This window comes from Marinobacter qingdaonensis (assembly GCF_034555935.1).
In the GTDB taxonomy this organism is placed as follows: domain Bacteria; phylum Pseudomonadota; class Gammaproteobacteria; order Pseudomonadales; family Oleiphilaceae; genus Marinobacter; species Marinobacter qingdaonensis.
Map to the genome: position 1 here is coordinate 1294233 of NZ_JAYDCJ010000003.1, position 23517 is coordinate 1317749.

The 23517-nt window shown below is 62.6% G+C and carries 16 protein-coding genes; 10 read left to right on the top strand and 6 right to left on the bottom strand.

Annotation, left to right across the window (positions count from 1 at the left end; genetic code table 11):
• Positions 1-10: 10 nt before the first annotated feature.
• The gene (locus U5822_RS09070; protein ID WP_322855304.1) at positions 11-1375 is read right to left on the bottom strand and encodes a KamA family radical SAM protein; all 1365 of its coding nucleotides are present in this window, start codon (positions 1373-1375) and stop codon (positions 11-13) included.
• 667 nt (positions 1376-2042) lie between these two features.
• On the opposite strand from U5822_RS09070, the gene aceE reads away from it, so the two are divergent.
• On the top strand, positions 2043-4712 hold the full coding sequence (gene aceE, locus U5822_RS09075; protein ID WP_322855305.1) for a pyruvate dehydrogenase (acetyl-transferring), homodimeric type: 2670 nt from the start codon (positions 2043-2045) through the stop codon (positions 4710-4712).
• Positions 4713-4722: 10 nt separating this feature from the next.
• Positions 4723-6369 carry a dihydrolipoyllysine-residue acetyltransferase gene (gene aceF / locus U5822_RS09080; RefSeq protein WP_322855306.1) on the top strand — a complete coding sequence of 549 codons (1647 nt, stop codon included), beginning with the start codon at positions 4723-4725 and terminating at the stop codon, positions 6367-6369.
• Between the two features lie 482 nt (positions 6370-6851).
• On the opposite strand, the gene U5822_RS09085 is transcribed toward aceF, so the two are convergent.
• Entirely contained in the window at positions 6852-7991 is a 1140-nt protein-coding gene (locus U5822_RS09085) for a DcaP family trimeric outer membrane transporter (protein WP_322855307.1), read from the bottom strand.
• A gap of 163 nt (positions 7992-8154) precedes the next feature.
• On the opposite strand from U5822_RS09085, the gene U5822_RS09090 reads away from it, so the two are divergent.
• The 6 genes from U5822_RS09090 (at position 8155) to astB (ending at position 15899) form a co-directional block, all read left to right on the top strand.
• Entirely contained in the window at positions 8155-9606 is a 1452-nt protein-coding gene (locus U5822_RS09090; protein WP_322855308.1) for an exonuclease domain-containing protein, read from the top strand.
• A gap of 100 nt (positions 9607-9706) precedes the next feature.
• Positions 9707-10921 carry an aspartate aminotransferase family protein gene (locus U5822_RS09095; protein ID WP_322855309.1) on the top strand — a complete coding sequence of 405 codons (1215 nt, stop codon included), beginning with the start codon at positions 9707-9709 and terminating at the stop codon, positions 10919-10921.
• Between the two features lie 9 nt (positions 10922-10930).
• Complete coding sequence (locus U5822_RS09100; protein WP_322855310.1) at positions 10931-11947, top strand: arginine N-succinyltransferase; 1017 nt, start codon at positions 10931-10933, stop codon at positions 11945-11947.
• Positions 11948-11990: 43 nt separating this feature from the next.
• A complete protein-coding gene (astA, locus tag U5822_RS09105; RefSeq protein ID WP_322855311.1) occupies positions 11991-13061 on the top strand; it encodes an arginine N-succinyltransferase in 1071 nt (356 codons plus the stop codon).
• Between the two features lies 1 nt (position 13062).
• A complete protein-coding gene (gene astD / locus U5822_RS09110) occupies positions 13063-14541 on the top strand; it encodes a succinylglutamate-semialdehyde dehydrogenase (RefSeq protein ID WP_322855312.1) in 1479 nt (492 codons plus the stop codon).
• Between the two features lie 17 nt (positions 14542-14558).
• On the top strand, positions 14559-15899 hold the full coding sequence (gene astB, locus U5822_RS09115) for an N-succinylarginine dihydrolase (protein ID WP_322855313.1): 1341 nt from the start codon (positions 14559-14561) through the stop codon (positions 15897-15899).
• Here the strand turns inward: astB and U5822_RS09120 are convergent.
• On the bottom strand, positions 15896-16531 hold the full coding sequence (locus U5822_RS09120) for a TetR/AcrR family transcriptional regulator (protein ID WP_322855314.1): 636 nt from the start codon (positions 16529-16531) through the stop codon (positions 15896-15898). The genes astB and U5822_RS09120 overlap by 4 nt on opposite strands.
• Positions 16532-16698: 167 nt before the next feature.
• Between U5822_RS09120 and U5822_RS09125 the strand changes: the two genes are divergently transcribed.
• Both U5822_RS09125 and U5822_RS09130 read left to right on the top strand, forming a co-directional pair.
• Entirely contained in the window at positions 16699-17778 is a 1080-nt protein-coding gene (locus U5822_RS09125) for an efflux RND transporter periplasmic adaptor subunit (RefSeq protein ID WP_322855315.1), read from the top strand.
• The gene (locus U5822_RS09130) at positions 17778-20804 is read left to right on the top strand and encodes an efflux RND transporter permease subunit (protein WP_322855316.1); all 3027 of its coding nucleotides are present in this window, start codon (positions 17778-17780) and stop codon (positions 20802-20804) included. Before U5822_RS09125 ends, U5822_RS09130 begins: the two co-directional genes overlap by 1 nt.
• A gap of 12 nt (positions 20805-20816) precedes the next feature.
• On the opposite strand, the gene astE is transcribed toward U5822_RS09130, so the two are convergent.
• From astE to U5822_RS09145, 3 genes are all read right to left on the bottom strand, one after another.
• Complete coding sequence (gene astE, locus U5822_RS09135) at positions 20817-21866, bottom strand: succinylglutamate desuccinylase (protein WP_322855317.1); 1050 nt, start codon at positions 21864-21866, stop codon at positions 20817-20819.
• Between the two features lie 178 nt (positions 21867-22044).
• Positions 22045-22767: an ABC transporter permease gene (locus U5822_RS09140; protein WP_322855318.1), complete on the bottom strand. Its 723-nt coding sequence runs from the start codon at positions 22765-22767 to the stop codon at positions 22045-22047.
• A gap of 3 nt (positions 22768-22770) precedes the next feature.
• A complete protein-coding gene (locus U5822_RS09145) occupies positions 22771-23475 on the bottom strand; it encodes an ABC transporter permease (RefSeq protein WP_322855319.1) in 705 nt (234 codons plus the stop codon).
• Positions 23476-23517 lie beyond the last annotated feature (42 nt).

Sequence of the window (23517 nt, forward strand, 5' to 3'; positions counted from 1 at the left end):
AGGAGCAGATTCAGCCGTTGCCCTTCTTCATCTGCTCATACTCGTCTTCGAAGAAGAATTTGTCCTCTCCCAGTGCCGGTTCCAGCTCGTGCAGCCAGGTGGCCGTGTCGCTGTACTTGGCAAAGAACGGACGCTGAACCCAGTCCGGGTTGCGGCCCTGCAGGAAGCGCAGGACGAACACTTTCTCACCGTTGATCTCGGTGATGCCCTGGATTTCCACCTTACCCGGGCCGGCGCTCATGGAGGGGCCGCGCGCGGTGCGGGCCAGGCCGCTGACCTTCTTGATGGCTTCGCGGTAGATCTCGTAGGCCTCGGCCAGCGGGATCTCGAAGTAGTTCTTGGCACCGGTGTCCCGCTCCACAAACATGTAGTAGGGGATGATGCCCAGCTGTACTTCCTTCTTCCACAGCTTGGCCCAGGCTTCGGCGTCGTCGTTGACGTGCTTGATCAGCGGGCCCTGGGCACGGATTTCGGCACCGGTTGCGCGGATGCGACGAATGGCTTCCTCGGCAATCTCGGTGGTGATCTCCTGCCAGTGGTTATAGTGCGCCATGATGGCCACGTGTTTGCCGGCGTCGACCAGGCGCGCGAACAGATCGATCAGCTCGTCCGCATCCTTGTCGGTCACGAACCGGTACGGCCAGAAGGTCAGGGCCTTGGTGCCGATCCGGATGGTCTGGATGTGGTCAAACTCCGGCTCAAGCAGCGGTTCCAGGTACTGCACCAGGTTCTTGGTCTTCATCACCATGGGATCGCCGCCGGTGACCAGCAGGTCCGTTACCTCGGTGTGCTCTTGCAGGTAGCCGTGCAGCTTTTCCGCTTCGGTGCTGGCCATCTTCAGGTCTTTGTCGCCCACGAACTGCGCCCAGCGGAAGCAGAAGGTGCAGTAAGAGTGGCAGGTCTGGCCCTGGGCCGGGAAGAACAGCACGGTTTCGCGGTACTTGTGCTGGACACCGTCGAGCACCTCGCCGTCCAGTTCGGGCATGTTCATTTCCATCTGCCCGGCCGGGTGCGGGTTCAGTTCGTCCCGGATCTCCTTGGCGACCGCCTGAATCTCTTTCTTGTCGGCGCCATCGCGGTGCAGCTGTGCCATGCGCTCGTAATGCTCGTCCTTCAGCATGCCCTTCTGGGGAAAGACTAGCTGGTAGATCGGGTCGTTGGGCACCTTGTCCCAGTTGATCAATTCGTTGATCACGTACTCGTTGACCCGGAATGGCAGCACGCTGGCCACCACTTTCATTTCAAACAGGGTTTCTTCCGGAAGGTTCTGGATGACCTCGATCTTGTCGAGCTGGCGGTCTGTGTAGACCTTGAAGCGCCGTTCCTCGAATTCCGTGGTGGGAATCCGGTTAGGAAAGGTGACGATGGAGTTCATAGATCGCCCTCTGTGTTGGGTGCCAAAAGCGAAAACGGGAGCGTGGGATCACCGCCGCTCCGTTGGTTAAAAAACGGGCAGGCGAGTATACATAAGTTCGAAGTTATTTTCAGGTCTAATGAAAAATTCGAAGGATACGAGAGGCTTAGCCGGCAGCTTGTCGGATAAATGCGGCTAAATTCGACCAAATGCCGATAAAAGACGTAAAAGTCTTAGTTCATAAATTTTTAGCGTATGAACTAATTTTCAAACGGTAAGAATACTACGACCTTGGTCTGAGGAAGGTTGTCTGTTGGTCCAAAAACGGTCATTCTTCCGTAATTAATCGCAGGTAATTCTGTTAAACGGGATTATTACTGGGCTTTTGATTGAGCTTGCGAACGATATTGTAGTAAAAGAACTACATTTTTCGCGCGGCGGCAACGCCAATTCGGTAAAATCGATGGTTCAGGGCCAAAAGCCGCTATCTAACAGGGTGATCAGGCAGGAAAAGTGGCGAAGCTGTTCTATGCTTGAGTGAGGTTCTGGGCGCTGTCCAGCAGCGCCACTGGCACACTGATACACCCATAACAATATCTGCAATCCATCGCAGCACACCGACACTGCATTTGTCAGGCCGCTGATCGTGGCCGACACCGCATTTTTTTGATGCCTAGGGGAGGGTTTGATGTACCAGGACGATGATCCCATTGAAACCAGTGAATGGCTGGACGCGCTCGAATCTCTGATCGAGCAGGAGGGCGTTGACCGAGCCAAGTATATTCTGGAGCGGCTGTCCGAGCGGGCTAGCCGGGAAGGCACCGAGCTGCCTTACTCCATTACCACGCCGTTCCGTAACACCATTCCGGCCACGCAAGAAGCACGCATGCCGGGTGACCTGTTCATGGAGCGTCGCATTCGCTCACTGATTCGCTGGAACGCCATGGCGATGGTGCTTCGGGCGAATCAGCGTCCTGGCGATTTGGGCGGTCACGTTTCCTCCTTCTCTTCGGCGGCCACGCTGTACGACGTGGGCTTCAACTACTTCTTCCACGGTGGCGACGAGAAGCGCGAATCCGACCTGGTGTACTTCCAGGGTCACTCCTCGCCGGGCATCTACGCCCGTTCCTACCTGGAAGGCCGATTCGACGAATCGCACCTGGACAAGTACCGGGAAGAAGTCGACGGCAATGGCCTGTCGTCCTACCCGCACCCCTGGCTGATGCCGGATTACTGGCAGTTCCCGACCGTATCCATGGGTTTGGGGCCGATTCAGGCCATCTACCAGGCCCACGTCATGAAGTACCTGCACAGCCGTGAGCTGATCGACATGGGCGACCGCAAGGTCTGGTGCTTCGTCGGTGACGGTGAGTGTGACGAGCCGGAAACCCTGGGCTCCATCTCTATGGCCGGCCGTGAGAACCTGAGCAACCTGATCTTCGTGGTGAACTGTAACCTGCAGCGCCTGGACGGGCCGGTGCGGGGCAACGGCAAGATCATCCAGGAACTGGAAGGTATCTTCCGTGGCGCTGGCTGGAACGTGCTCAAAGTGGTTTGGGGTCGTATGTGGGATCCGCTGTTCGAAAAGGACAAGGACGGCCTGATGCAGCGCGTCATGGACGAGGCTGTAGATGGCGATCTGCAGAACTTCAAGAGCAACGGTCCGGCCTACACCCGCAAGAACTTCTTCGGCAAGTATCCGGAGCTGTCCAAGCTGGTGGAGAACCTGTCCGACGAAGACATCGGCAAGCTCAACCGCGGTGGCCACGACCCGTACAAGATCTACGCGGCCTACCACAAGGCGGTGCACGACCACGGCAACCGTCCGACCGTGATCCTGGCCCACACCATCAAGGGCTATGGTTTCGGCACCGCGGGCGAAGCCCAGAACACGGCCCACTCCCTGAAGAAGCTGGACCTGGAGCAGCTAAAGGCGTTCCGGGACCGGTTCGGTGTGCCGCTGAAGGACGACGAGCTGAAAGAGGTTCCCTATTACCGTCCGGCGCCAGACAGCCCGGAGATGGTGTACATGAAGAAGCGTCGCCAGGAACTGGGCGGCTTCTATCCGAAGCGTCGGAAAGACTGCCAGCGGCTGGAAACGCCGCCGCTGGATACCTTCAAGGCACTGCTGGAAGGCTCCAATGGTCGCGAGATTTCCACCACCATGGCGTTCGTGCGCCTGCTGACCGCGCTGACCAAGGACAAGCGCATTGGCAAACGGGTGGTACCGATTGTGCCGGACGAAGCCCGGACCTTCGGCATGGAAGGCATGTTCCGCCAGTTGGGCATCTACACGTCCGAAGGCCAGAAGTACGTGCCGGAAGACCGTGAACAGATCATGTACTACAAGGAAGACAAGAAAGGTCAGATCCTTGAGGAAGGCATCAACGAAGATGGCTCCATGGCGGCCTGGATCGCGGCGGCAACCTCGTACAGCACCAACAACTTCCCGCTGGTGCCCTTCTACATCTTCTACTCCATGTTTGGCTTCCAACGCGTGGGCGATCTGGCCTGGGCCGCTGGTGACATCCAGGCACGGGGCTTCCTGGTCGGTGGTACCGCCGGTCGCACTACCCTGAACGGTGAGGGTCTGCAGCACCAGGACGGTCACAGCCACTTGCTGGCACAGACCATCCCGAGCTGTAAGTCCTACGACCCGGCCTACGGTTACGAAATGGCGGTGATCGTTCAGCACGGTATCAAGGAGATGTTCGAGGACAACCAGAACGTCTACTACTACCTGACCATCGAGAACGAAAACTACGAGCAGCCGGCCATGCCGAAAGGCAAGAAGGTCGAAGACGGCATCATCAAGGGCATGTACCTGCTGGATTCCGTCGAGACCAAGGGCCGCAAGAAGACGCCTCGGGTCCAGCTGATGGGCGCTGGCGCCATCCTGAACGAGGTCCGTGCCGCCGCCGAAATGCTGAAGGAAGACTTCGAGGTGGCCAGTGACGTCTGGAGTGTGACCAGCTTCAACGAGCTGGCCCGTGACGGCCTGCACGTCGAGCGCTGGAACCGCCTGCACCCGGATGACTCGCCCAAGAAGGCCTACATCACCGAGTGCCTGGAGAAGCAGCAGGGGCCGGTGGTGTCGTCCACCGACTACATGAAGCTGTTCTCCGAGCAGGTGCGCGCCTTCATCCCGAAGACCTTCGTGACCCTGGGTACCGACGGTTACGGTCGCAGCGACACCCGTGAGAAGCTGCGCAGTCACTTCGAGGTGGATCGTTATCACGTGGCCGTGGCGGCGCTGGCAGCGCTGGCCCAGGACGGTGAAGTGAAGAAGGATGTGGTTCTCGAAGCCATGCGGAAGTACGGAATCGATCGCAACAAAACGAACCCGGTGCTGGCCTAAGGAGATCGACATGAGTGAACAGGAAATCAAGGTTCCCGATCTCGGCGGTGCGGATGAGGTCGAGGTTATCGAAATCATCGTCAGCAAGGGGGATTCGGTCGAAGAAGAGGATCCGATCCTGACGGTGGAGTCCGACAAGGCGTCGGTCGAGCTGCCGGCCCCGGCGGCCGGCAAGATCACCAACATCACCGTCAAGGTGGGTGACAAGGTCAAGGAAGGCGACGTTGTCGGCACCATGGACACCGACGGTGCCGGTGGTGGCGATGCGGACGAGCCGGCTGAGGACAAGTCTGAGGCGGAGCCGGAAGCCAAGACCGAGGAAAAGGCCGAAGAGAGCAAGCCGGTGCCGAAGAAATCCGGCGGTGCCCGCAAGGAAACCGTCAAGGTCCCGGCCCTGGATGGCTTTGATAACGTGCCGGTGATCGAGATCAACGTCGCCGAGGGCGACAGCATCGAGGCCGACGACGCCCTGGTCACGGTGGAATCCGACAAGGCCACCATGGAAATCCCGGCTCCGTACGCGGGCAAGGTGGGCAAGATTCTGGTCTCCGAGGGCGACAAGCTGTCCGAGGGGGATGACCTGCTCGAGATGACCGTCGAGGGCGACGGCGGTGAGGCCGACGATGGCGCTGCCGAGGCCGAACCGGAGAAGGCTGACAGCAAGCCGGAGCCGAAGCAGGACAAGCCCAAGCAGAAGGAGTCCGCTCCTGAGCCTCAGGGTGCCACCTACGAGCCGCCCGCGCCGGGCACCAAGGTGCATGCGGGTCCCGCAGTGCGGAAGCTGGCCCGGGAGCTGGGTGCGGATCTGACCCGCATCAAGGGCTCCGGTCCCAAGAACCGGATCGTCAAAGACGACGTCCAGGCGTACGTGAAGAGCCAGCTGCAGCAGGCACAGCAGGGTGGCTCCGTGGGTACCGGTTCCGGTATTCCGGGCGTCAAACTGCCGGACTTCAGCCAGTTTGGTGACATCGAGCGTGAATCCATGTCCCGCATGATGGCGGCCACCGCTACCAACATGCAGCGCAGCTGGCTGAACGTGCCTCACGTCACCCAGTTCGAAGATGCGGACATTACCGACATGGAAGACTTCCGCAAGGCCCAGAAGGCGGCCGGCGAGAAGAAGGGCGTGAAGATGACGCCGCTGCCGTTCCTGTTGAAAGCCTGTGCCACGGCGCTGGCGGAGCTGCCCCAGTTCAACGTGTCCCTGGACATGGAGAAGAAAGAGGTCGTCCGCAAGAAGTACATCCACATCGGAATCGCGGTGGATACCCCGCACGGTCTGATGGTGCCGGTGATCCGCAACGTCGACCAGAAGGGCTTGTGGGAGCTCGCGGCCGAGAGCGCCGAACTGGCCCAGAAGGCGCGGGACAAGCAGCTCAAGCCGGCGGAAATGCAGGGTGCCTGCTTTACCATCACCAGCCTGGGTGGCATCGGTGGTACCGCGTTCACGCCGATCGTGAACACCCCTGAGGTGGCGATCCTGGGTGTGTCCAAGGCGGCCATGAAGCCGGTCTGGGATGGCAAGGCCTTCCAGCCGCGGCTGATGCTGCCGCTGTCACTGTCCTATGACCACCGGGCTGTGAACGGTGCCGACGCAGCGAGGTTCACCACCATGCTGAGCCAGCTGCTGGGGGACATTCGGTCGCTGCTGCTGTAATTCGGCGCAGCGCTCGATACCCGTAAAAAAGCCGGGAGGGCTCTCACCCTCCCGGCTTTTTTTGTGCCTGGCGATTGTCAGTTGGCGAAAAACATCCAATCGAAGTAGTCGTGCAGATCCTGCATGGTGGCGGCTTCGTAGGGGTGGGTCAGTTCGAACAGCAGGTTCTGGTCCTTGGCTTTTCTCATGGTGTCACCTCTTTTTCTGGTTTACATGCTTCCTGATTTACATGGCGGAGCAGGGCGAAGAGCCTCCGTCGGTCGTGTGCAATAGAGGCTCTGCATCAGCTGTGCCAACAAGTCTGGTGCTGCTAAGGGGTTGAATTGATTGGAGGGGTTGGGTAAGGCTGGCGTTGTCCTGGAGGGAGTGTGCGACAAACCGGTGCCGGGTGCACCGATTTGGAAAGTGGTGGTCCGGAATAGAAAAAGCCCCGGCCAGTGCCGGGGCTTTCCCTGAGTTAACTTCTAAACCTCTAAAGGTTCTTAGAAGTTGTACTGCGCCGCGAACAGGATGCGGTTGGCATCGCCGTCGGTGCCGTCAACGTTTTCACGGCTCAGGCGCGCGTATTCAACACCCATCATGACGTTCTTAACCGGTGTCCACTGGTAGTTGGCCATGATTGCGGAGTTGGTTTCGCTCTCGTCGGCAACCGCTACGCCGTCAGCTTCAGCGTCGTCCCAGTCAACTTCGACCATGCCGTAGCCGATGTTGACGCTGCGACCGCCGCCCAGGCTGATGCCGGTACCGATGGTGCCGCCGTAGCCGGAGATGGTTTCAACATCGCCGGCGCCGTCAACGTAGGCGCTGGCCGCACCGAAGTTGTCACCGGAGCGATACAGGTAGCTGTTAGCGCCGTCGGTGTACGACAGACTACCTTGCACGGTGATCATGTCGGACAGTGCCAGTTTACCGGCCACGAAGGTGGCGAAGCCGAAGGAGGTCTCGTCCGCGGTGCCAGTGTCGTAGCCCACCTGGTGAGCCAGGACCGCTGCGGAGTAAGAAACGCCGCCGGCAGAATCCTCAAGGCGAGCGGTGAGCGCTGGCATGCCCTGCTTCTGAGCTGCATTCGCCGCGTCGGTTACAAAGCTGGAGCGCGGATCTTCCAGAGACAGGGACAGGGGACCAGTGGTGTAACGAACCTGTGGGGTACGTGACTGGAAGCCTGCAACGCCTGGCAGGGAGTCGAAATCCAGAGTTGAGGTGTTGCCGACGAAGCTGGTGAAGTTGGACCAGGTCTGACCGGCCAGGACGCCCATGTAGGAACCGTAGGCGTGACGCAGACGGAGGCTGCCGCCACCGCCGCCGCGGAAGTCGCCTTCCACGTTAACCATTACGCCTTCAGGGCTGGTGGCTTTTACGCCGATACGGCTCTGGAAGGCATCTGCGCCGAAGTGACCTTCAGCGGCGTCGTCGTTACCGGCGAGGCCGGCGTAGGAACCCGAACGCGTGCTGAGCGCCTGGTTGCTGTCGATGTCGTAGCTAGCGTTGAAACGCGCGTAGCCGTAAACAGCCATATCGTAATCGCCAGCGGTGAAGCTGACGGCACCGGCCTGGCCCGCGACACCAAGGACTGCCGCTGCTGCCGTTGCACGAATAGCTGTTCTCAATTTGTTGCTTTGCATCGTTGTTGTCTCCACACGTTTATTGTTGTTGGACCCACATCCAAGGTAGTTACCAATTTGTGACAATTCAAATAAAAACGGCGATTATTTAGACGAATGTCTAGGGCGGTATTTCGTTGCTATACAGACATCTGCGGTTGCACAAAAGGCGTACAATCGTCCTATGACCTCCGAAAGTACACATCTGCAAACGACGACGTTTGCCTTCCTTGATATCGAGACCACCGGCGGAAATTCGGCCCGGGATCGAATCACCGAAATCGGCATCCGGTTCTGGCGGGCCGGGCGGGTGGTGGATGAGTGGCAGACCCTGCTCAATCCGGAAGCCCGGATTTCCCAGTTTATTGAACAGTTTACCGGCATCACCAATGGCATGGTCGCGGACGCTCCGTTGTTTGCCGAGGTGGCCGATGAGCTGGCGTCGAAGCTTCAGGACACGGTGTTCGTGGCCCACAACGCCCGGTTTGACTACGGCTTCATTAAATCGGAGTTCCGCCGGCTCGGTGTCACTTTCACCGCCCGGGTGCTGTGCACGGTCAAGCTGTCGCGGCGCCTGTACCCGGAGTTTCGGCGCCACAACATGGATGCCCTGATTCAGCGTCATGGCCTGGCCCGGGTGCAACGGCATCGGGCCATGGGCGACGTCGAGGCGATGCTGTCGTTTTTCCTGCACGCCCGTGCCGACAAGGGCGATCAGGCCCTGGAGCGGGCCATCAAGGCGCTGCTGCAACGGCCCAGCATTCCCTCGCACCTGCCGCCGGATACCCTGCAGGAGCTGCCCTCAGGTCCCGGGGTCTACCGCTTCTACGGGGAAAACGACGTGCTGCTGTACGTCGGCAAGAGCACCAACATTGCCCAGCGAGTGGCCTCGCACTTCTCCGGGGACCACGCCTCCAGCCGGGGCGTGCGCATGTCCGAGAGCCTGCGACGGGTGGAGTGGACCAACACCGCCGGCGAGCTGGGGGCGCTGCTGCTGGAGCTGAAACAGATCAAGACCCTCAAGCCGCTGTTCAATCGGCGCTCCCGGGCGGCCAAGAACCTGGTCAGCATTGAGCTCACCGAGAAAGCGGAGGGCTTTCTGCAGGCCCGGCTGGTTCGGGAAATCGAGCCGCATCGGCTGGGTGATTACTTCGGTCTGTTTCGCAGCAAGCGGGACGCCGAGCGGGCGTTGAGCGGCATCGCGGCCAAGAATGACCTGTGCAATCGTCTGCTGGGCCTGGAACCCGATCAGGACGGCCCCTGCTTCCAGCGCACCCTGGGGCGGTGCAAAGGCGCCTGCGAGGGTGAGGAGGATGTGGTCCGCTACAACCTGCGCACCCAGATCGCCTTCCACAGCCTGCGTTTGCAGACCTGGCCCTGGAAGGGGCCGGTGGGGGTGATCGAGAGGGACCGGTTCGCTGGCCGGACCGACATCCTGGTGGTCTACAACTGGATGCACGTGGCCACGGTGCACGACGAAGACGAACTGCAGGATCTCTCCCTGCGCGGGCAGGCGGTCACCTTCGACCTGGATTCCTACAAGCTGTTGATCAAAACCCTGCTGGGCCGGGATCGCAACCACCGGGAAATCATCGAGCTGCCCGCCGTGGGCGAACCGGATGTGCTAATGCCCTGAGTGGCGTATCATGGAAACAGAGTCCGCACACCTACTTACTTGCCCGGTCAGGCAGGTTTACTATCGTTGTGCATCAAGCCGTGTTTCCCGAGAGAGATTTATGAACAAAGAACCCGTCACTCGTGAGCTATTTGATGAAGTCATGGTCCCCAATTATGCGCCCGGAACCATCATTCCGGTGAAAGGCAAGGGGTCCCGAATCTGGGATCAGGATGGCCGTGAGTTCGTCGACCTCCAGGGTGGCATTGCGGTGACCTGTCTGGGGCATTCCCACCCCGGCCTGCTCGGGGCACTGCAGGACCAGGCTGAAAAACTCTGGCACCTGTCCAACGTGATGACCAACGAGCCGGCGTTGCGTCTGGCCAAGACCCTGTGTGACCTGACCTTCGCCGAGCGGGTGTTCTTCGCCAATTCCGGCGGCGAGGCCAATGAGGCGGCGTTCAAGCTGGCCCGTCGCTACGCTTGGGAACACTACGGGCCGGAGAAGAACGAAATCATTGCCTTCAAGAACGCCTTCCACGGCCGCACCCTGTTTACCGTCAGCGTCGGCGGACAGCCCAAGTACCTGGAGGGCTTCGAGCCGGCGCCGGGTGGCATTCATCACGCCGATTTCAACGACCTGGAGTCGGTCAGGAAGCTGATCTCCAAGGACAAGACCTGCGCCGTGGTGGTCGAGCCGATCCAGGGCGAGGGGGGCGTAATGCCGGGCGATCCGGACTTCCTGAAAGGACTGCGCCAGCTGTGTGACGAAAACGATGCGCTGTTGGTATTCGACGAGGTGCAGTCCGGGGTAGGGCGTACCGGCCATCTGTACGCCTACCAGATGTACGATGTGGTGCCGGATATCCTGTCCACGGCCAAGGGCCTGGGCGGTGGCTTCCCGGTCGCGGCCATGCTGACCACGGCCAAGGTGGCAGCCAGTCTCGGGGTCGGCACCCACGGCAGCACCTACGGTGGTAATGCCCTGGCCTGCGCCGTGGCCCAGAAGGTGATCGACACCATCAGCCAGCCGGAGATCCTCAAGGGCGTAAAGGCCCGCTCCGATCGTCTGCGCAAGGGCATGATGGACATCGGCGAGCGCTACGGCGTGTTCAGTGAGGTTCGGGGCGCCGGCCTGCTGCTCGGTTGCGTGCTCACCGAGCAGTGGCAGGGCAAGGCCAAGGATTTCCTCAATGCCGGTCTGGACGAAGGTGTGATGGTGCTGGTGGCCGGCGCCAACGTGGTGCGCCTGGCGCCTTCGCTGATTATTCCGGAGTCCGACATCGAGGACGCACTGGAGCGTTTTGAGGCGGCGGTGAAAAAGCTGACGGCGTAAGGAGTCGGTATGTGGCTTGTACGTCCGGCGCAACCGGATGACCTTGAACAGATTCTAGAGATAGCGGGCACCCAGAGTGCCCGCCTTTCCTCCACCCTGCCCAAACAGACGGAAGCCCTGGCCCAGAAGATTGAGCATTCGCTGGCGTCGTTCGCGGGCAAGGTGCCGGCCAGCCAGGCCCCGCGCTTCCTGTTCGTGCTGGAGAACACGGAGACCGGCTCGGTGGATGGCACCGCTGGCATCGATGCCCGGGCCGGCAACGGTCAGCCCTTCTATAATTACCGTCGCGATGCCCTGATTCATGCCTCCCACGAGCTGGGTGTGTCCCGTCGGGTGGAGGTGCTCTATCCCTCGCACTCGCTGACCGACCAGACCCTGTTGTGTTCCTTTTCCATTCGCCCGCAACTGCGCGGCACCGACGCCTTTGAGCTGCTCTCCCGGGCGCGGATGCTGTTCATCGCCGACCATCGTGACCGGTTCGCCTCGCATCTGGTGGTCGAGATCCAGGGTGTGCAGTCGGAGGACGGCAGTGTGCCCTTCTGGGACAGTCTGGCCCGGCATTTCTTCAACATGGACTTTGAGACCGCCGACCAGTATTCGTCCTTGCACAGCAAAACCTTCATCGCCGAGCTGATGCCTCCCAACCCCATTTACGTCACCCTGCTGACCGACCCGGCCCAGGCGGCGCTGGGCCAGCCCCACGCGCTGACCGTGCCGAATCTCGAGTTGCTGCAGCGGGAGGGCTTTCATGCCGGCTGTTATCTGGACATCTTCGACGCCGGTCCGGTGCTGGAAGCGCGAACCGACGCGATACGCACCCTGGTGACCAGTCACCGGAAAGTGCTGCACGGACGCCACGACGAGGCCGGCGAGCTGTGCCTGATCGCCGCCGGAGAGGGCACCGACTTCCGTTGCACCCTGACCCGGGCCGAAGAGAGCATCGACGACGAAGTGAAGGTGTCGGTAAAAACCTGGACGGTGCTGAACAAGAGCGCCGGTGATGACGTAAGGATCGCGCCCCTGTGATGCCCCAAACCCCGACAATTGTTACCGGTCCGGAGGGTCAGACATGCTGGTAATTCGCCCCTTGCAGGAAAACGACCTAGACGACCTCTACGCCATGGCGCAAAACGCCGGCAAAGGCCTGACCACCCTGCCGGCGGATCGCAAGCTGCTGCAGCGCAAGATCACCCATGCCCGGGAAACCTTCAACCAGCGGTGTGCGCCGGAGGCCGGACTGTATCTGTTTGCCCTGGAGGACACCGACAAAGGCAAGACCGTGGGCATCAGCGGCATCCAGGCCCGGGTGGGGCTGGATGAGGTGTTCTACAACTACCGGCTGAGCGTGACCGTCAATGCCTCCAAGGGGCTGGGCGTGCACGTGCGGACGCCCACCCTGCACTTGTCCAACGACATGACCGACACCAGCGAGATCTGCTCGCTGTTGCTGTCGGACGACTACAAGGGCGGCGGCAGCGGACTGCTGCTGTCCCGGTGCCGGTTCATGTACCTGGACGAATTCCGCAAGCACTTCTCGGAAAAGGTGTTCGCCGAGATGCGCGGGGTTTCCGACCGCGACGGTCGCAGCCCGCTCTGGGATGCCCTGGGCAGCAAGTTCTTCGACATGGAGTTCAGCCAGGCCGACATGCTGTCCGGCCTGGGTAACAAGGCTTTCATTGCCGAGCTGATGCCCAAGTACCCGATTTACCTGCCCATGCTGCCGGACTCGGCCCGTGCCGTGATTGGGCGCGTGCATGAAAACACCGCGCCGGCGCTGACCATGCTCCAGGCCGAGGGCTTCAACTTTAATGGCATGGTCGACATCTTCGACGGTGGCCCGGTGGTCGAGGCCTTCGTGCACAACATCCGCACGGTGCGGGATTCGGTCAACCGCCACGCCATGGTGTCCCGGAAACCGATCGACCTGAACGTGCCTGCCAGTGAGCGGGTCATGGTCTCCAATCGCTCGTTCCGGGACTTCCGGGTGACCACCCTGCCGGCCAACTGCATCGGCCCGGATACCGTGAAGATGCCCCCGGAAGTAGCCGAGGCGCTCAACATCGAATCCGGCGATCCGGTTCGGCTGGCACCGCTGAAAGATACGAAACCAACCGCATTCCAGTACCGGGAGGTACACTGATATGGCAAATCTGACTGGAGAGCTTTTCATTGACGGCCTATGGCTCCAGGGCCATGGCGAACTCTTTGAGTCGATCCAGCCGGTGACCGGCGAGACCGTCTGGGACGGCGCCAGCGCCAACCTGGAGGATGTCGACGCGGCGGTCCGGGAGGCCCGGAACGCGTTTGTGAAATGGCGTCGCAAGAGCTTTGCCGAGCGCCAGGCCGTGGTCGAAGCCTTCCGGGACCAGCTGGAAGCCAATAAGGAGGCCCTGGCCCATCAGATCGGGCTGGAAACCGGCAAGCCGCTGTGGGAATCCCGCACCGAGGTCGCCGCCATGATTGGCAAGATTGCCATTTCCGTGAAGGCCTACCACGACAGGACCGGCCACACCGAAACCGAGATGCCTGGCGGCCAGGCGGTGTTGCGGCACCGGCCCCACGGCGTGGTGGCGGTGTTTGGTCCCTACAACTTCCCCGGTCATCTGCCCAACGGCCACATCGTCCCGGCCCTGCTGGCCGGCAACACCGTGGTGTTCAAGCCCAGCGAGCTGACCCCCGGCGTGGCCGAGCTGACCGTTAAACTCTGGGAGAAGGCCGGCATACCCGAAGGCGTGATCAACCTGGTGCAGGGCGCCTCGGCCACCGGCAAATCCCTGGCCGGACACCCGATGATCGACGGCCTGTTCTTCACCGGCTCTTCCACGGTGGGGCACCTGCTGCACGAGCAGTTCGGTGGCCAGCCCGAGAAGATCCTGGCGCTGGAGATGGGCGGCAACAATCCGCTCATCGTCCAGGACGTGGCCGACATGGACGGCGCCGTGCACCACGCCCTGCAGTCGGCCTTCCTGTCGGCCGGTCAGCGCTGTACCTGCGCGCGCCGGCTGCTGGTGCCGAAAGGCAAGAAAGGCGATGAGTTCCTGGCGCGCCTGGCCGAGGTGGCCGGCCGTATCCAGGTGGGCGAGTTCGATGCCGACCCGCAGCCGTTCATGGGCTCGGTGATTTCTGCCGAGGCCGCCGAGAAACTGCTGGCGGCCCAGGCCAGCATGCTGGCCAAGGGCGCCACATCGCTGCTGGAAATGACGCAGATCCAGCCGGGCACCGGTCTGCTGACGCCGGGTATCGTCGATGCCACCGGGGTGGACCTGAGCGACGACGAGTTCTTCGGCCCGCTGCTGACCGTGCACCGCTACAAGAGCTTTGACGATGCCCTGGAGCTGGCCAATGACACCCGCTATGGCCTGTCGGCGGGCATCCTGACCGACGATCGCAAGCTCTACGACCGCCTGGTCGAAGAAGTGCGTGCCGGTATCGTGAACTGGAACCGGCCGCTGACCGGTGCCAGCAGTTCCGCGCCCTTCGGTGGCGTTGGCGCCAGCGGCAATCACCGGGCCAGCGCCTATTACGCCGCCGACTACTGCGCCTGGCCGATGGCCTCGCTGGAGGCACGCCACAGCGAGGTGCCGGACAGCCTGGCCCCAGGGCTCAATTTCGACCTATGACAACGGAACAGACAGCCATGGTGAAGCACGCGGTAGAAGCGAATTTCGACGGTCTGGTCGGGCCCACCCACAACTACGCGGGCCTGTCCTGGGGCAACGTCGCCTCGAAGACAAACGTCAGCGCCGAGTCCAATCCCCGGGAAGCTGCCCTGCAGGGGCTGGCCAAAATGAAACGGCTGGCAGACCGTGGCTATGTCCAGGGCATCTTGCCACCGCACGAACGCCCGCACATCCCGACCCTCCGGGCCCTGGGGTTCACCGGCACCGACCGGCAGATCCTCGAGCGGGCGGCGAAAGAGAATCCGTCCATCCTGGCGGCGGTGTCCTCGGCGTCGACCATGTGGACGGCCAATGCCGCCACCGTGTCACCGAGCGCCGACACCGGCGATCACCGGGTCCACTTCACCCCGGCCAACCTGAGCGCCAAGTTCCACCGTTCGATCGAGCATCGGGTCACCGGTCGCGCGCTCAAGGCGATCTTTGCGGACGACAGCTACTTTGCCCATCATCCGGCGCTGCCGTCGGTCAGCCATTTCGGGGATGAAGGCGCGGCCAACCACACCCGGTTGTGCGGGCGCTACGGCGAGCCGGGCGTGGAGCTGTTCGTCTATGGCCAGGTGGCGTTCAACGAACAGGCGCCGGCGCCCAGGAAATTTCCGGCGCGCCAGACCCTGGAGGCGTCCCAAGCCATCGCCCGGCTGCACGGTCTCAAGGACCAGGGCGTGGTGTTCGCCCAGCAGAACCCGGACGCCATCGACGCCGGAGTCTTTCATAACGACGTCATTGCCGTCGGCAATGGCAACACCTTGTTTTATCACGACATGGCGTTTCTGGACGAGGCTCAGGTGCTGGCGGACCTGCGGGCCCGTCTGACCGGTGCCGAGCTGGACACCGTGCGGGTCAGTAGCGCCGAGGTGCCGATCGAGGATGCCGTGGCGTCCTACCTGTTCAACAGCCAGTTGCTGAACACGGCCGATGGCATGATGCTGGCGGTGCCCGGGGAGTGCCGTGAGATTGCCTCGGTCAGCCGGTATCTGGACGAGCTGGTGAAGTCCGGCGGTCCGATTACCTCGGTGGAGGTGTTCGACGTCAAGCAGTCCATGCGCAACGGCGGCGGTCCGGCATGCCTGCGCCTGCGGGTGGTGCTGAACGATGACGAGCTCAGTGCCATGCATCGGGGCGTGCTGCTGACCGACGATCTGTACGAACGTCTGACCACCTGGGTCAAGGGCCATTATCGGGACCGACTGTCCCAGGAGGATCTGGCCGACCCGATGCTGCTGGACGAGGTACGCAAGGCACTGGACGAGCTCACCGGCATTCTGGGCCTGGGGTCGATCTACGATTTCCAGCTTTAGGAGGCGATCGACGAGGTCAGCATCTCCATGGCGTGGCGAATCAGGGCGTCGGCGGCCGCCGGCTCGGCCCCGGTCGCCAGTTCCGACTGACACAGCGAAATCACCCCGTGCAGGGCGCCGCGCAGGTAGTTGGCAGTCTGTTCCGGGTCGACAATGCGGGCCCGGTTGATGGTGCCGTCTTCCAGGCCCAGCCGGATGGCGCCAATCATCAGGTTCATCAGGTCCGACTTGGAGCACATCATGTCCTCCACCTGGCTGGCGTCCGCCTCGGCCAGGGCGGTGGGTGCCGCCGTCAGAGCTGAGAAGTAGTCCGGCTCGTCCTGGTAAAAGCGGTAATACGCTTCGCCCATGGCAACAATCTGGCCCAGACCGGTTTCTGCGCTGTTTCGGGCCTCCTCGAAATGCGCCGCCAGACTCTGGCCGGCCCGCAGCATGATCCCCCGCTGAATCGCCGCTTTATCCTTGAAGTATACGTACAACAGCGCCCGGCTGAGACTGGCCGTGCGGGCTATGTCATCCATGGACGTGCGCTCATACCCCTTCTCCGAGAATACCAGCTCGGCAGCATCTAGGATGGCGTCGTAGCGGGCCTGTTTTTCCCGTTCCCGGCGTGTTTTCAGCGGCTCATTCATGGCGTCTTCCGATTGGTTTCAACTGCAGGAGCATCATACCCATTGAGAGAATAAAAACCGATCATTGACAAAATGTCAAAGAGTGACATGATGTCGGAAAGAATCTCTCGGGTTTTCGATGGAGCGGAGACCTGTCACTGACGCAAACACGGACGAAGGGACCCATCATGAAGCCACTTGCTCACTCCTTAGCCGCTGTAACCCTGATAGGTCTGATCTCATCGCTGACCGGCTGCAAGGCCGGCGACGTTGCCGCCGAAGCGCCGGGCGCCGCCGTGACCGTGCGCGTGGCCGAAGTGAGTGGCGGTGACAACCAGGCCATGCCCCTGCGTTTTTCCGGCATTGTCCGTTCGACCCAACGGGCGACCCTGACCTTCCAAGTCAGCGGTACGCTCAAGGAGCGCGCGGTCGAACTGGGTCAGCGGGTGGAGGCCGGCGACCTGCTGGCCAGGGTCTACAGCCCGGCCCTGGCGCCGGCACGGGACTCGGCCCGGGCCAAACTGGACGAACTGAACACCCAGTACGAGCAGGCCAAGCGGGAGTGGGAACGCTCGAGCCGGCTGCACGAGCGCGGGGTGGTGTCGGAACAGGGCCTGGAGCAGCTGGCCGCCCGCCGTGATTCGTTGCGGGCCAGTGTGGCTACCGCCGAGGCGGCCCTGGCCGAGGCAACCCAATTGCTGAACGAGAGCAGCCTGCGCGCCCCGTTTGCGGGTCGGGTCGAGGCTCTGATGGTCGAGCCGGACGAGTTTGTCGCCGCCGGTCAGCCGGTCATGCGGCTGTCGTCGCCGGAAGGCCGGGAAGTGGAAGTGCGGGTGCCGGCGTACCTGCTGGACCACGTGGTCCTGGCCCAGCAGCTGCCGGTGTGGTCGGTCCAGGACCGCACCCGGCCCGAGCAGACCGGATTGGTGGTGGAAATAGCCCAGGCTGGCGCGGTCCGGGGTGAGCTGCACCCAATCCTGGTGAGTCTGTCGGATCAGGTCCTGGAACCCGGTGAGCCGGTAGAGGTAGGCATCACCCCGGAGTACACCTCAGCGACCACGGTGCCGCTGCTGTCGGTCATGCGCACCAGCGAAGGCACCGGAGTGTTCCGGGTTCGCAACGGTCAGGCCCAGCGGGTACCGGTCTCGGTCCAACGGGTGGTCGGAGAGCAGGCGGTGGTGAGCGCCGACCAGCTCAAGCCGGGGGACCAAGTGGTCTACGCCGGCATGACCCGTCTGGCTGACGGTGACGCGGTGGAGGTGCACTGATGACTCGCCGGCTTCTGAACTGCCAGCGGTTGTTGGGCATGGTGGTGACCATGCTCTGCCTGCTGGGTATTGCCGCCTACAGCACCATGCCCCGCCAGGAGGATCCGTCCTTTCCCTACCGCGCCGGCATGGTCACCGTGAACTACCCGGGTGCCAGCGCCGATGCCGTCGAGCGGCTGGTCCTGCGGCCCCTGGTCGACGAGCTGCGTCAGGTCGAAGAGGTGGATTTCAGCCAGGGCACCGCCCGCACGGGGGTCGCCCTGGCCCGAGTGAAACTGAACGACACCATCTACGACACCGACTCAGCCTGGGACCGGGTGCGCCTGGCCATGGAGCGGGCCAAACAGGATTTTCCCGATGACGTCGGGCAGATGTCCCTGGATGATCGGCTGATCGACATTCCAGCGGTGGTACTGGCGGTGTCCGGCGCCGCCTCGGTGACCGAGCTGAGCGATGTGGCCGAGCGGCTGAAACAGAACCTGTCGGATATTGCCGGGGTGTCCCGCATCGAGCTGGAGGGCGACGCCGACGAGCAGATCACCCTGGCCCTGGATGACGCCGCCCTGTACCGCCTGGGCATCTCGCCGGCCCGGGTGATGGACACCCTGGCGCGGCGGAACCAGACCATTCCCGGTGGCTTCGTGGTGGTGGATGGCCGGCGCCTGTCGGTGCTGCCCAACAGCGAATTCGCCGACATCGAGGCCATCCGGGCCACGCCGATTGAATTGCCCGACGGCTCCCAGGTGCCCCTGGCGGCGGCCGCCGAAGTCTGGCGGGGGCCGGTGGAGCCGCGTCAGCCGGAAACCTGGTTCGACGGCGAGCGAGTGGTCCTGTTGTCGATCATCATTGAAGAGGGCTCCACCGACGCCATCCGGTTCGGCCAGCGCATCCGGGAGCGGGTTGCCAGCGTGCGCGAGAAGTTCGCCCCCTACGACATCCAGGAGATGTTCTTCCAGCCCGATAAGGTGGAAGAACGGCTCGATAACCTGGCCTGGAGCCTGGTGCTGTCGGTACTGATCATCGTGGCGGTGGTGTTCACCGGCATGGGCATCCGCATGGGCGTGCTGGTGGCCTCGATCCTGCCCATGGTGGCGCTGATCAGTATTGGCCTGTACGACCTGGGTGGCGGGGTGCTGCACCAGATCGCGGTGATCGGCATGGTGATCTCCCTGGGCATACTGATCGACAACGCCATCGTCATCGTCGAGAACATCCAGCATCACCTGGACGCCGGCAGCCGTCGGCTGGACGCCTTGCGCACCGCCGTGGGTGAGCTGGCCGGGCCCTTGGGCGCGTCCACCGGCACCACCCTGGCGGCGTTTGCGCCGTTGCTGCTGTCCAAGGGCGGTACCGCCGATTTCACCCGGGGTGTGCCGGTGATGATCATGCTTACCCTCTCGGTGAGCTACCTGCTGGCGATCTCGGCGGTGCCGCTGCTGGCGGCCCGGTTCCTGAAACCGCGCCGCCAGGCCGGCAAGGACCGCTTGATTGGCCTGGCCCAGTTCCTGGGCGGGCTGGTATCCCGCTATCCGGGCCGGCTGATCGTGGCCGGGACAGCGCTGGTGGCCATCAGTGTCGCGATGACCCCGTTCATGGCCCAGCAGTTTTTCCCCAACGCCGACCGGCCGCGGGTCATCGTCGAATTGTACATGCCCGAGGGCACCGACCAGGCCCGCACCGCCGAGGCCGCCGAAGCGCTGGAGCGGATGATCCGGACCCAGTCCGATGCCCTAGAAGTGCACCGGTTCGTCGGCTTTACCGGCCCAAGCTTCTACTACAACCTGCAGCGGTCGCCCCAGGCCCCGAACCGGGCCCGACTGGTGATCCGCACCCCGACCCTGGCCGACACCACCGAGATGATCCGCTGGGTCCGCGCCCATGTGCGCGAGGAAATGCCCGAGCTGGACGTGACCGTCGGCATTCTCGGTCAGGGGCCGCCCAGAGCAGCACCGGTCGCGGTGCGGGTCTATCACGCCAGCGACGAGACCCGGGCCGAGGCGGTCGAGCGGGTATTTGCGATCCTGCGGGGTACCGAAGGCACGGTTGACGTTCGCCACGACCTGGACATCGGCGTGCCGAGCATCGCCATCAACGTGGACGACGCCACCGCCGCCCGTTACGGCCTGACCCGGGCCGACGTCGCCCAGAGCCTGTATGGCCAGAGCTTTGGGGTGGTGGCCGAACGCTACCGCAAGGAAGACGACCCGATTCCCCTGGTGCTGAGGTCCCGGGAGGGTACCTCGCTGTCGCTGTCGCGACTGCTGTCGGTCAACATCTACAACGACCGGGGCGACGCTGTGCCGCTGTCGGCAGTGGCCACGGTGGAAACCAGCTGGGAGCCGGCGGTGTGGTACCTGCGTGACGGTGTGCGTATGAACACGGTCACCGCCAACCTCGAAGCCGGTTACAGCTTCAGCAGCGCCCTCGACAGCCTATACCGGGCCATCGAAGAGAACCCGTTGCCGGCAGGCACCCGCATTGCCCTGGGCGGCGATGCCGAAGGCTCGGGCGACGCCAACACTGCGCTGCTGACGGCTGCGCCTATTGGCGTGTTGCTGCTGCTGTTCTTCCTGTTGCTGCAGTTCAATTCCTTCCGCCGGGTGGCAATCATCCTGCTGACCGTGCCGCTGGCTACGGTGGGGATCTTCCCCGGACTGGTGCTGTCGGGCTCGCCCTTCGGCTTCCAGTCGTTGCTCGGGGTCATCGCGCTGGTGGGGATTGTGGTGAACAACGCCATCGTGCTGCTGGACGTCATGGACCGTCAGCTGGCAGCGGGGGAATCCATTCGGGACGCGGTGCGCAAGGCTGTGGAGCAGCGTACCCGGCCGATCCTGCTCACCACCGCCACCACCGTGGCCGGTCTGCTGCCGCTGGCGTTTTCCAGCTCAACCCTGTGGCCACCCATGGCCTGGGCCATCATCTCCGGCCTGCTGGCATCCACGGTCCTGACCCTGCTGGTGATACCGGCGGTGTGCACCCAACTGATCCGCACACCGGTGCCCGAACCGCAAAACGCCCCGGCCTGAGTGCCGGATAGATCAGGTCCCGGCTGACTGCCGGGGCCTGATCAACAAACCAACCCGCTGCCCCACCGGCACCTGCCGGTTCGGGAATACGATGGCCTCGGCCACCGCACCAACCCGGTAGTGCGTCTTCTCATCCTCCCAGATCACCGTGCCGCTCGGATACTCGGTGAAATTGGCGACGTCGTCCGGCACGTGGAACTGGAACGATGGGCCGGTGTTGAGAATTTCATGCACCACCTCGAAGACGGTCAGCCGGTCGAGTGACGGGTCCGACCGGCCGGAGGCGGGTTGCCCCCTGAACCGACGGCGTAGGGCATCCTTGATACCGGTAAACCGGCTCAGATCGTTCTGGCCAAACGGCCGCACCTTACCCAGCTCGACGGTGAAACTCTCGGCACCCAGCTGTGTGGACGAAAAGGAAGAAAAGGTGGTCCCGGCCCTGTGCTGCAGCAGCAAGGTTTCCACCTCCGCTTCCAGCAGGAATGCGCACTGGCCGTTTGGCACCTCGCGACCCTCGACATAGGGGTAGAGAGCGAACTTCTCCCGCTGCGAGGGTCGGATGGCGGTATGCAGGTCGTAGTGGGACAGGGCGCCGCCACGATTGCGAGCAAAATCCTGGCAAAAGCCCTCCAGCTGCCGCGCCCGCTCCGCCTCGGCCAGGCCCTGGTGCTCCGGTTTGCCGTGGGCGCCGTGGAACAGCCGGTTCATATTCACCTCCAGGAAACGCTCACCTGCCACCATTGCCGGCGGGTTGCCCAGAATCAGCAGCAGTGGGCAGGCCAGTTGCCAGTCGCCGTTCAGCAGTTCCTGAACCAAACCATTCAGCACCTCGATGGGCGCGGTCTCATTGCCATGGACGCCGGCCGAGACGATGAGTTTCTCCGCGTTTGGGTTAGTGCGGTCGGCGGGAGGCGTGATTTCCAACACGCCCACGGCCCGGCGGATCACCGTTGTGCCGTCGGTCAGGGCGATGGTTGTTTCGGGCAAGTCCGAGGAAGGGTAGCGGAGAGTGTGATCCAGCCAGTCCGTCGAGTCGTGGAAGAGTCGGGTGTCGTCTGCCATGGGAATCCCCGAATAGAGTTAGAGGGCAGGTGCCGGTCAGCTTGCCGGGAGTGTGTGAAGCCATGGATGGCTTCACTCAAGCGCCCATGGATGGGCTCGAAGCGGCTCCCGGCAAGCTGACCGGCGCCTGCCCATCCACCCATGTTGAGCAGAGCCATGGGCCAGTGTTAGCTGTGGATCAGTTGCTGATCGGCCGCTGGTGCCGCAACAGATGATTTTCCAGCTTGCGGAAGGCAAACACCAGAATGAACGTCAGGATCATGTACAGCAGCGCGACAAAAATGAACGCGTCGAACGGCGCATAGAACCGCGAGTAGATGTTGCGGGCAGCCCCGGTCAGATCCACGATGGTCACCACGCTGGCAATCGCGCTCGAGTGCAGCATGAAAATAACCTCGTTGGAGTAGGCCTGCACCGCCCGGCGCGCCGCGCTCGGCAGAATGATCCGGCGGGTACGCAGGAACCAGTTCATGCCGTAGGCCTTGGCCGCCTCGATTTCGCCATGGGGCGTGGCCACGATGGCGCCGCGGATGATTTCCGTGGTGTAGGCCGCGGTGTTGAGCGTAAAGGCCAGCAGGGCCGGGTAGAACGGTTCCCGGAAGATCTCCCACCAGAAGGTCTGCTGGATGCCCGGAACCTGGGCAATGCCGTAGTAGATGATGTACAGCTGGATCAGCAGCGGCGTGCCCCGGAACAGGTAGGTGTAGAGCCAGACCGGCCCGGACACGAAGGGGTTCTTGCTGCAGCGCATCAGCGCCAGCGGCACCGCGCACAGCAAGCCAATCACCAGCGACAGGAACACCAGCTGGACCGTATTCACCAGCCCGTCCCAGTACTCCAGCAGGGTCATCGCCGTGAAGATGTCGTTCTGGTCGAGCCATTGGGCGATAAATTCAGGCATCGTTTATCCCCCCTGGACCACGCCAACATTGGCGCGTTTGTCGAGCCATCGGATGAACAGCTCGGACCCGGCGGTCAGGGCCAGATACACGGCGGCCACCGGGATGAAAAAGTGGAATGGCATGCGTTCGGCCTTGGCCGCTTCTTCGGCCACCCGAACCATGTCGGTCAGGCCGATGATCGACACCAGTGCGGTGGTCTTCAGCAGCACCTGCCAGTTGTTGCCGAGGCCCGGCAGGGCATGGCGCAGCATCTGCGGGAAGATGATCCGACGGAAGGTGTGCCAGCGGGTAAACCCGTAGGCCCGCGCCGCTTCAATCTGGCCGGTTTCCACCGCCAGGAAAGCACCGCGAAAGGTTTCGGTCATGTAGGCGCCGAAAATCAGACCGATGGTGACCACGCCGGAAATGAACGGGTCGAACTGGAAGAAAAAGTCGATTTCGTAGGCGTCCCACAGAAAGTCAGACAGGTTGTTCACCGCCACCTGGCCGCCGTAGTAGAACAGCAGCATCATCACCAGGTCGGGGACACCGCGGATCAGTGTGGTGTAGGCGGTTGCCACGCCCTTGGCGACACGATTGCTGGACAGCTTGGAGGAGGCGCCAATCAGTCCGAGAGTGACTGCCAGGGCCAGGGAGAGGAAGGCCAATTCAATGGTGACGACTGCCCCGTCCAGTAGTGCCGGGCCATAGCCTTTCAGATCGAGCATGGAAGAGTCCGGTAGTCAGGGGTGGCCGGGTGGCCACCCCTG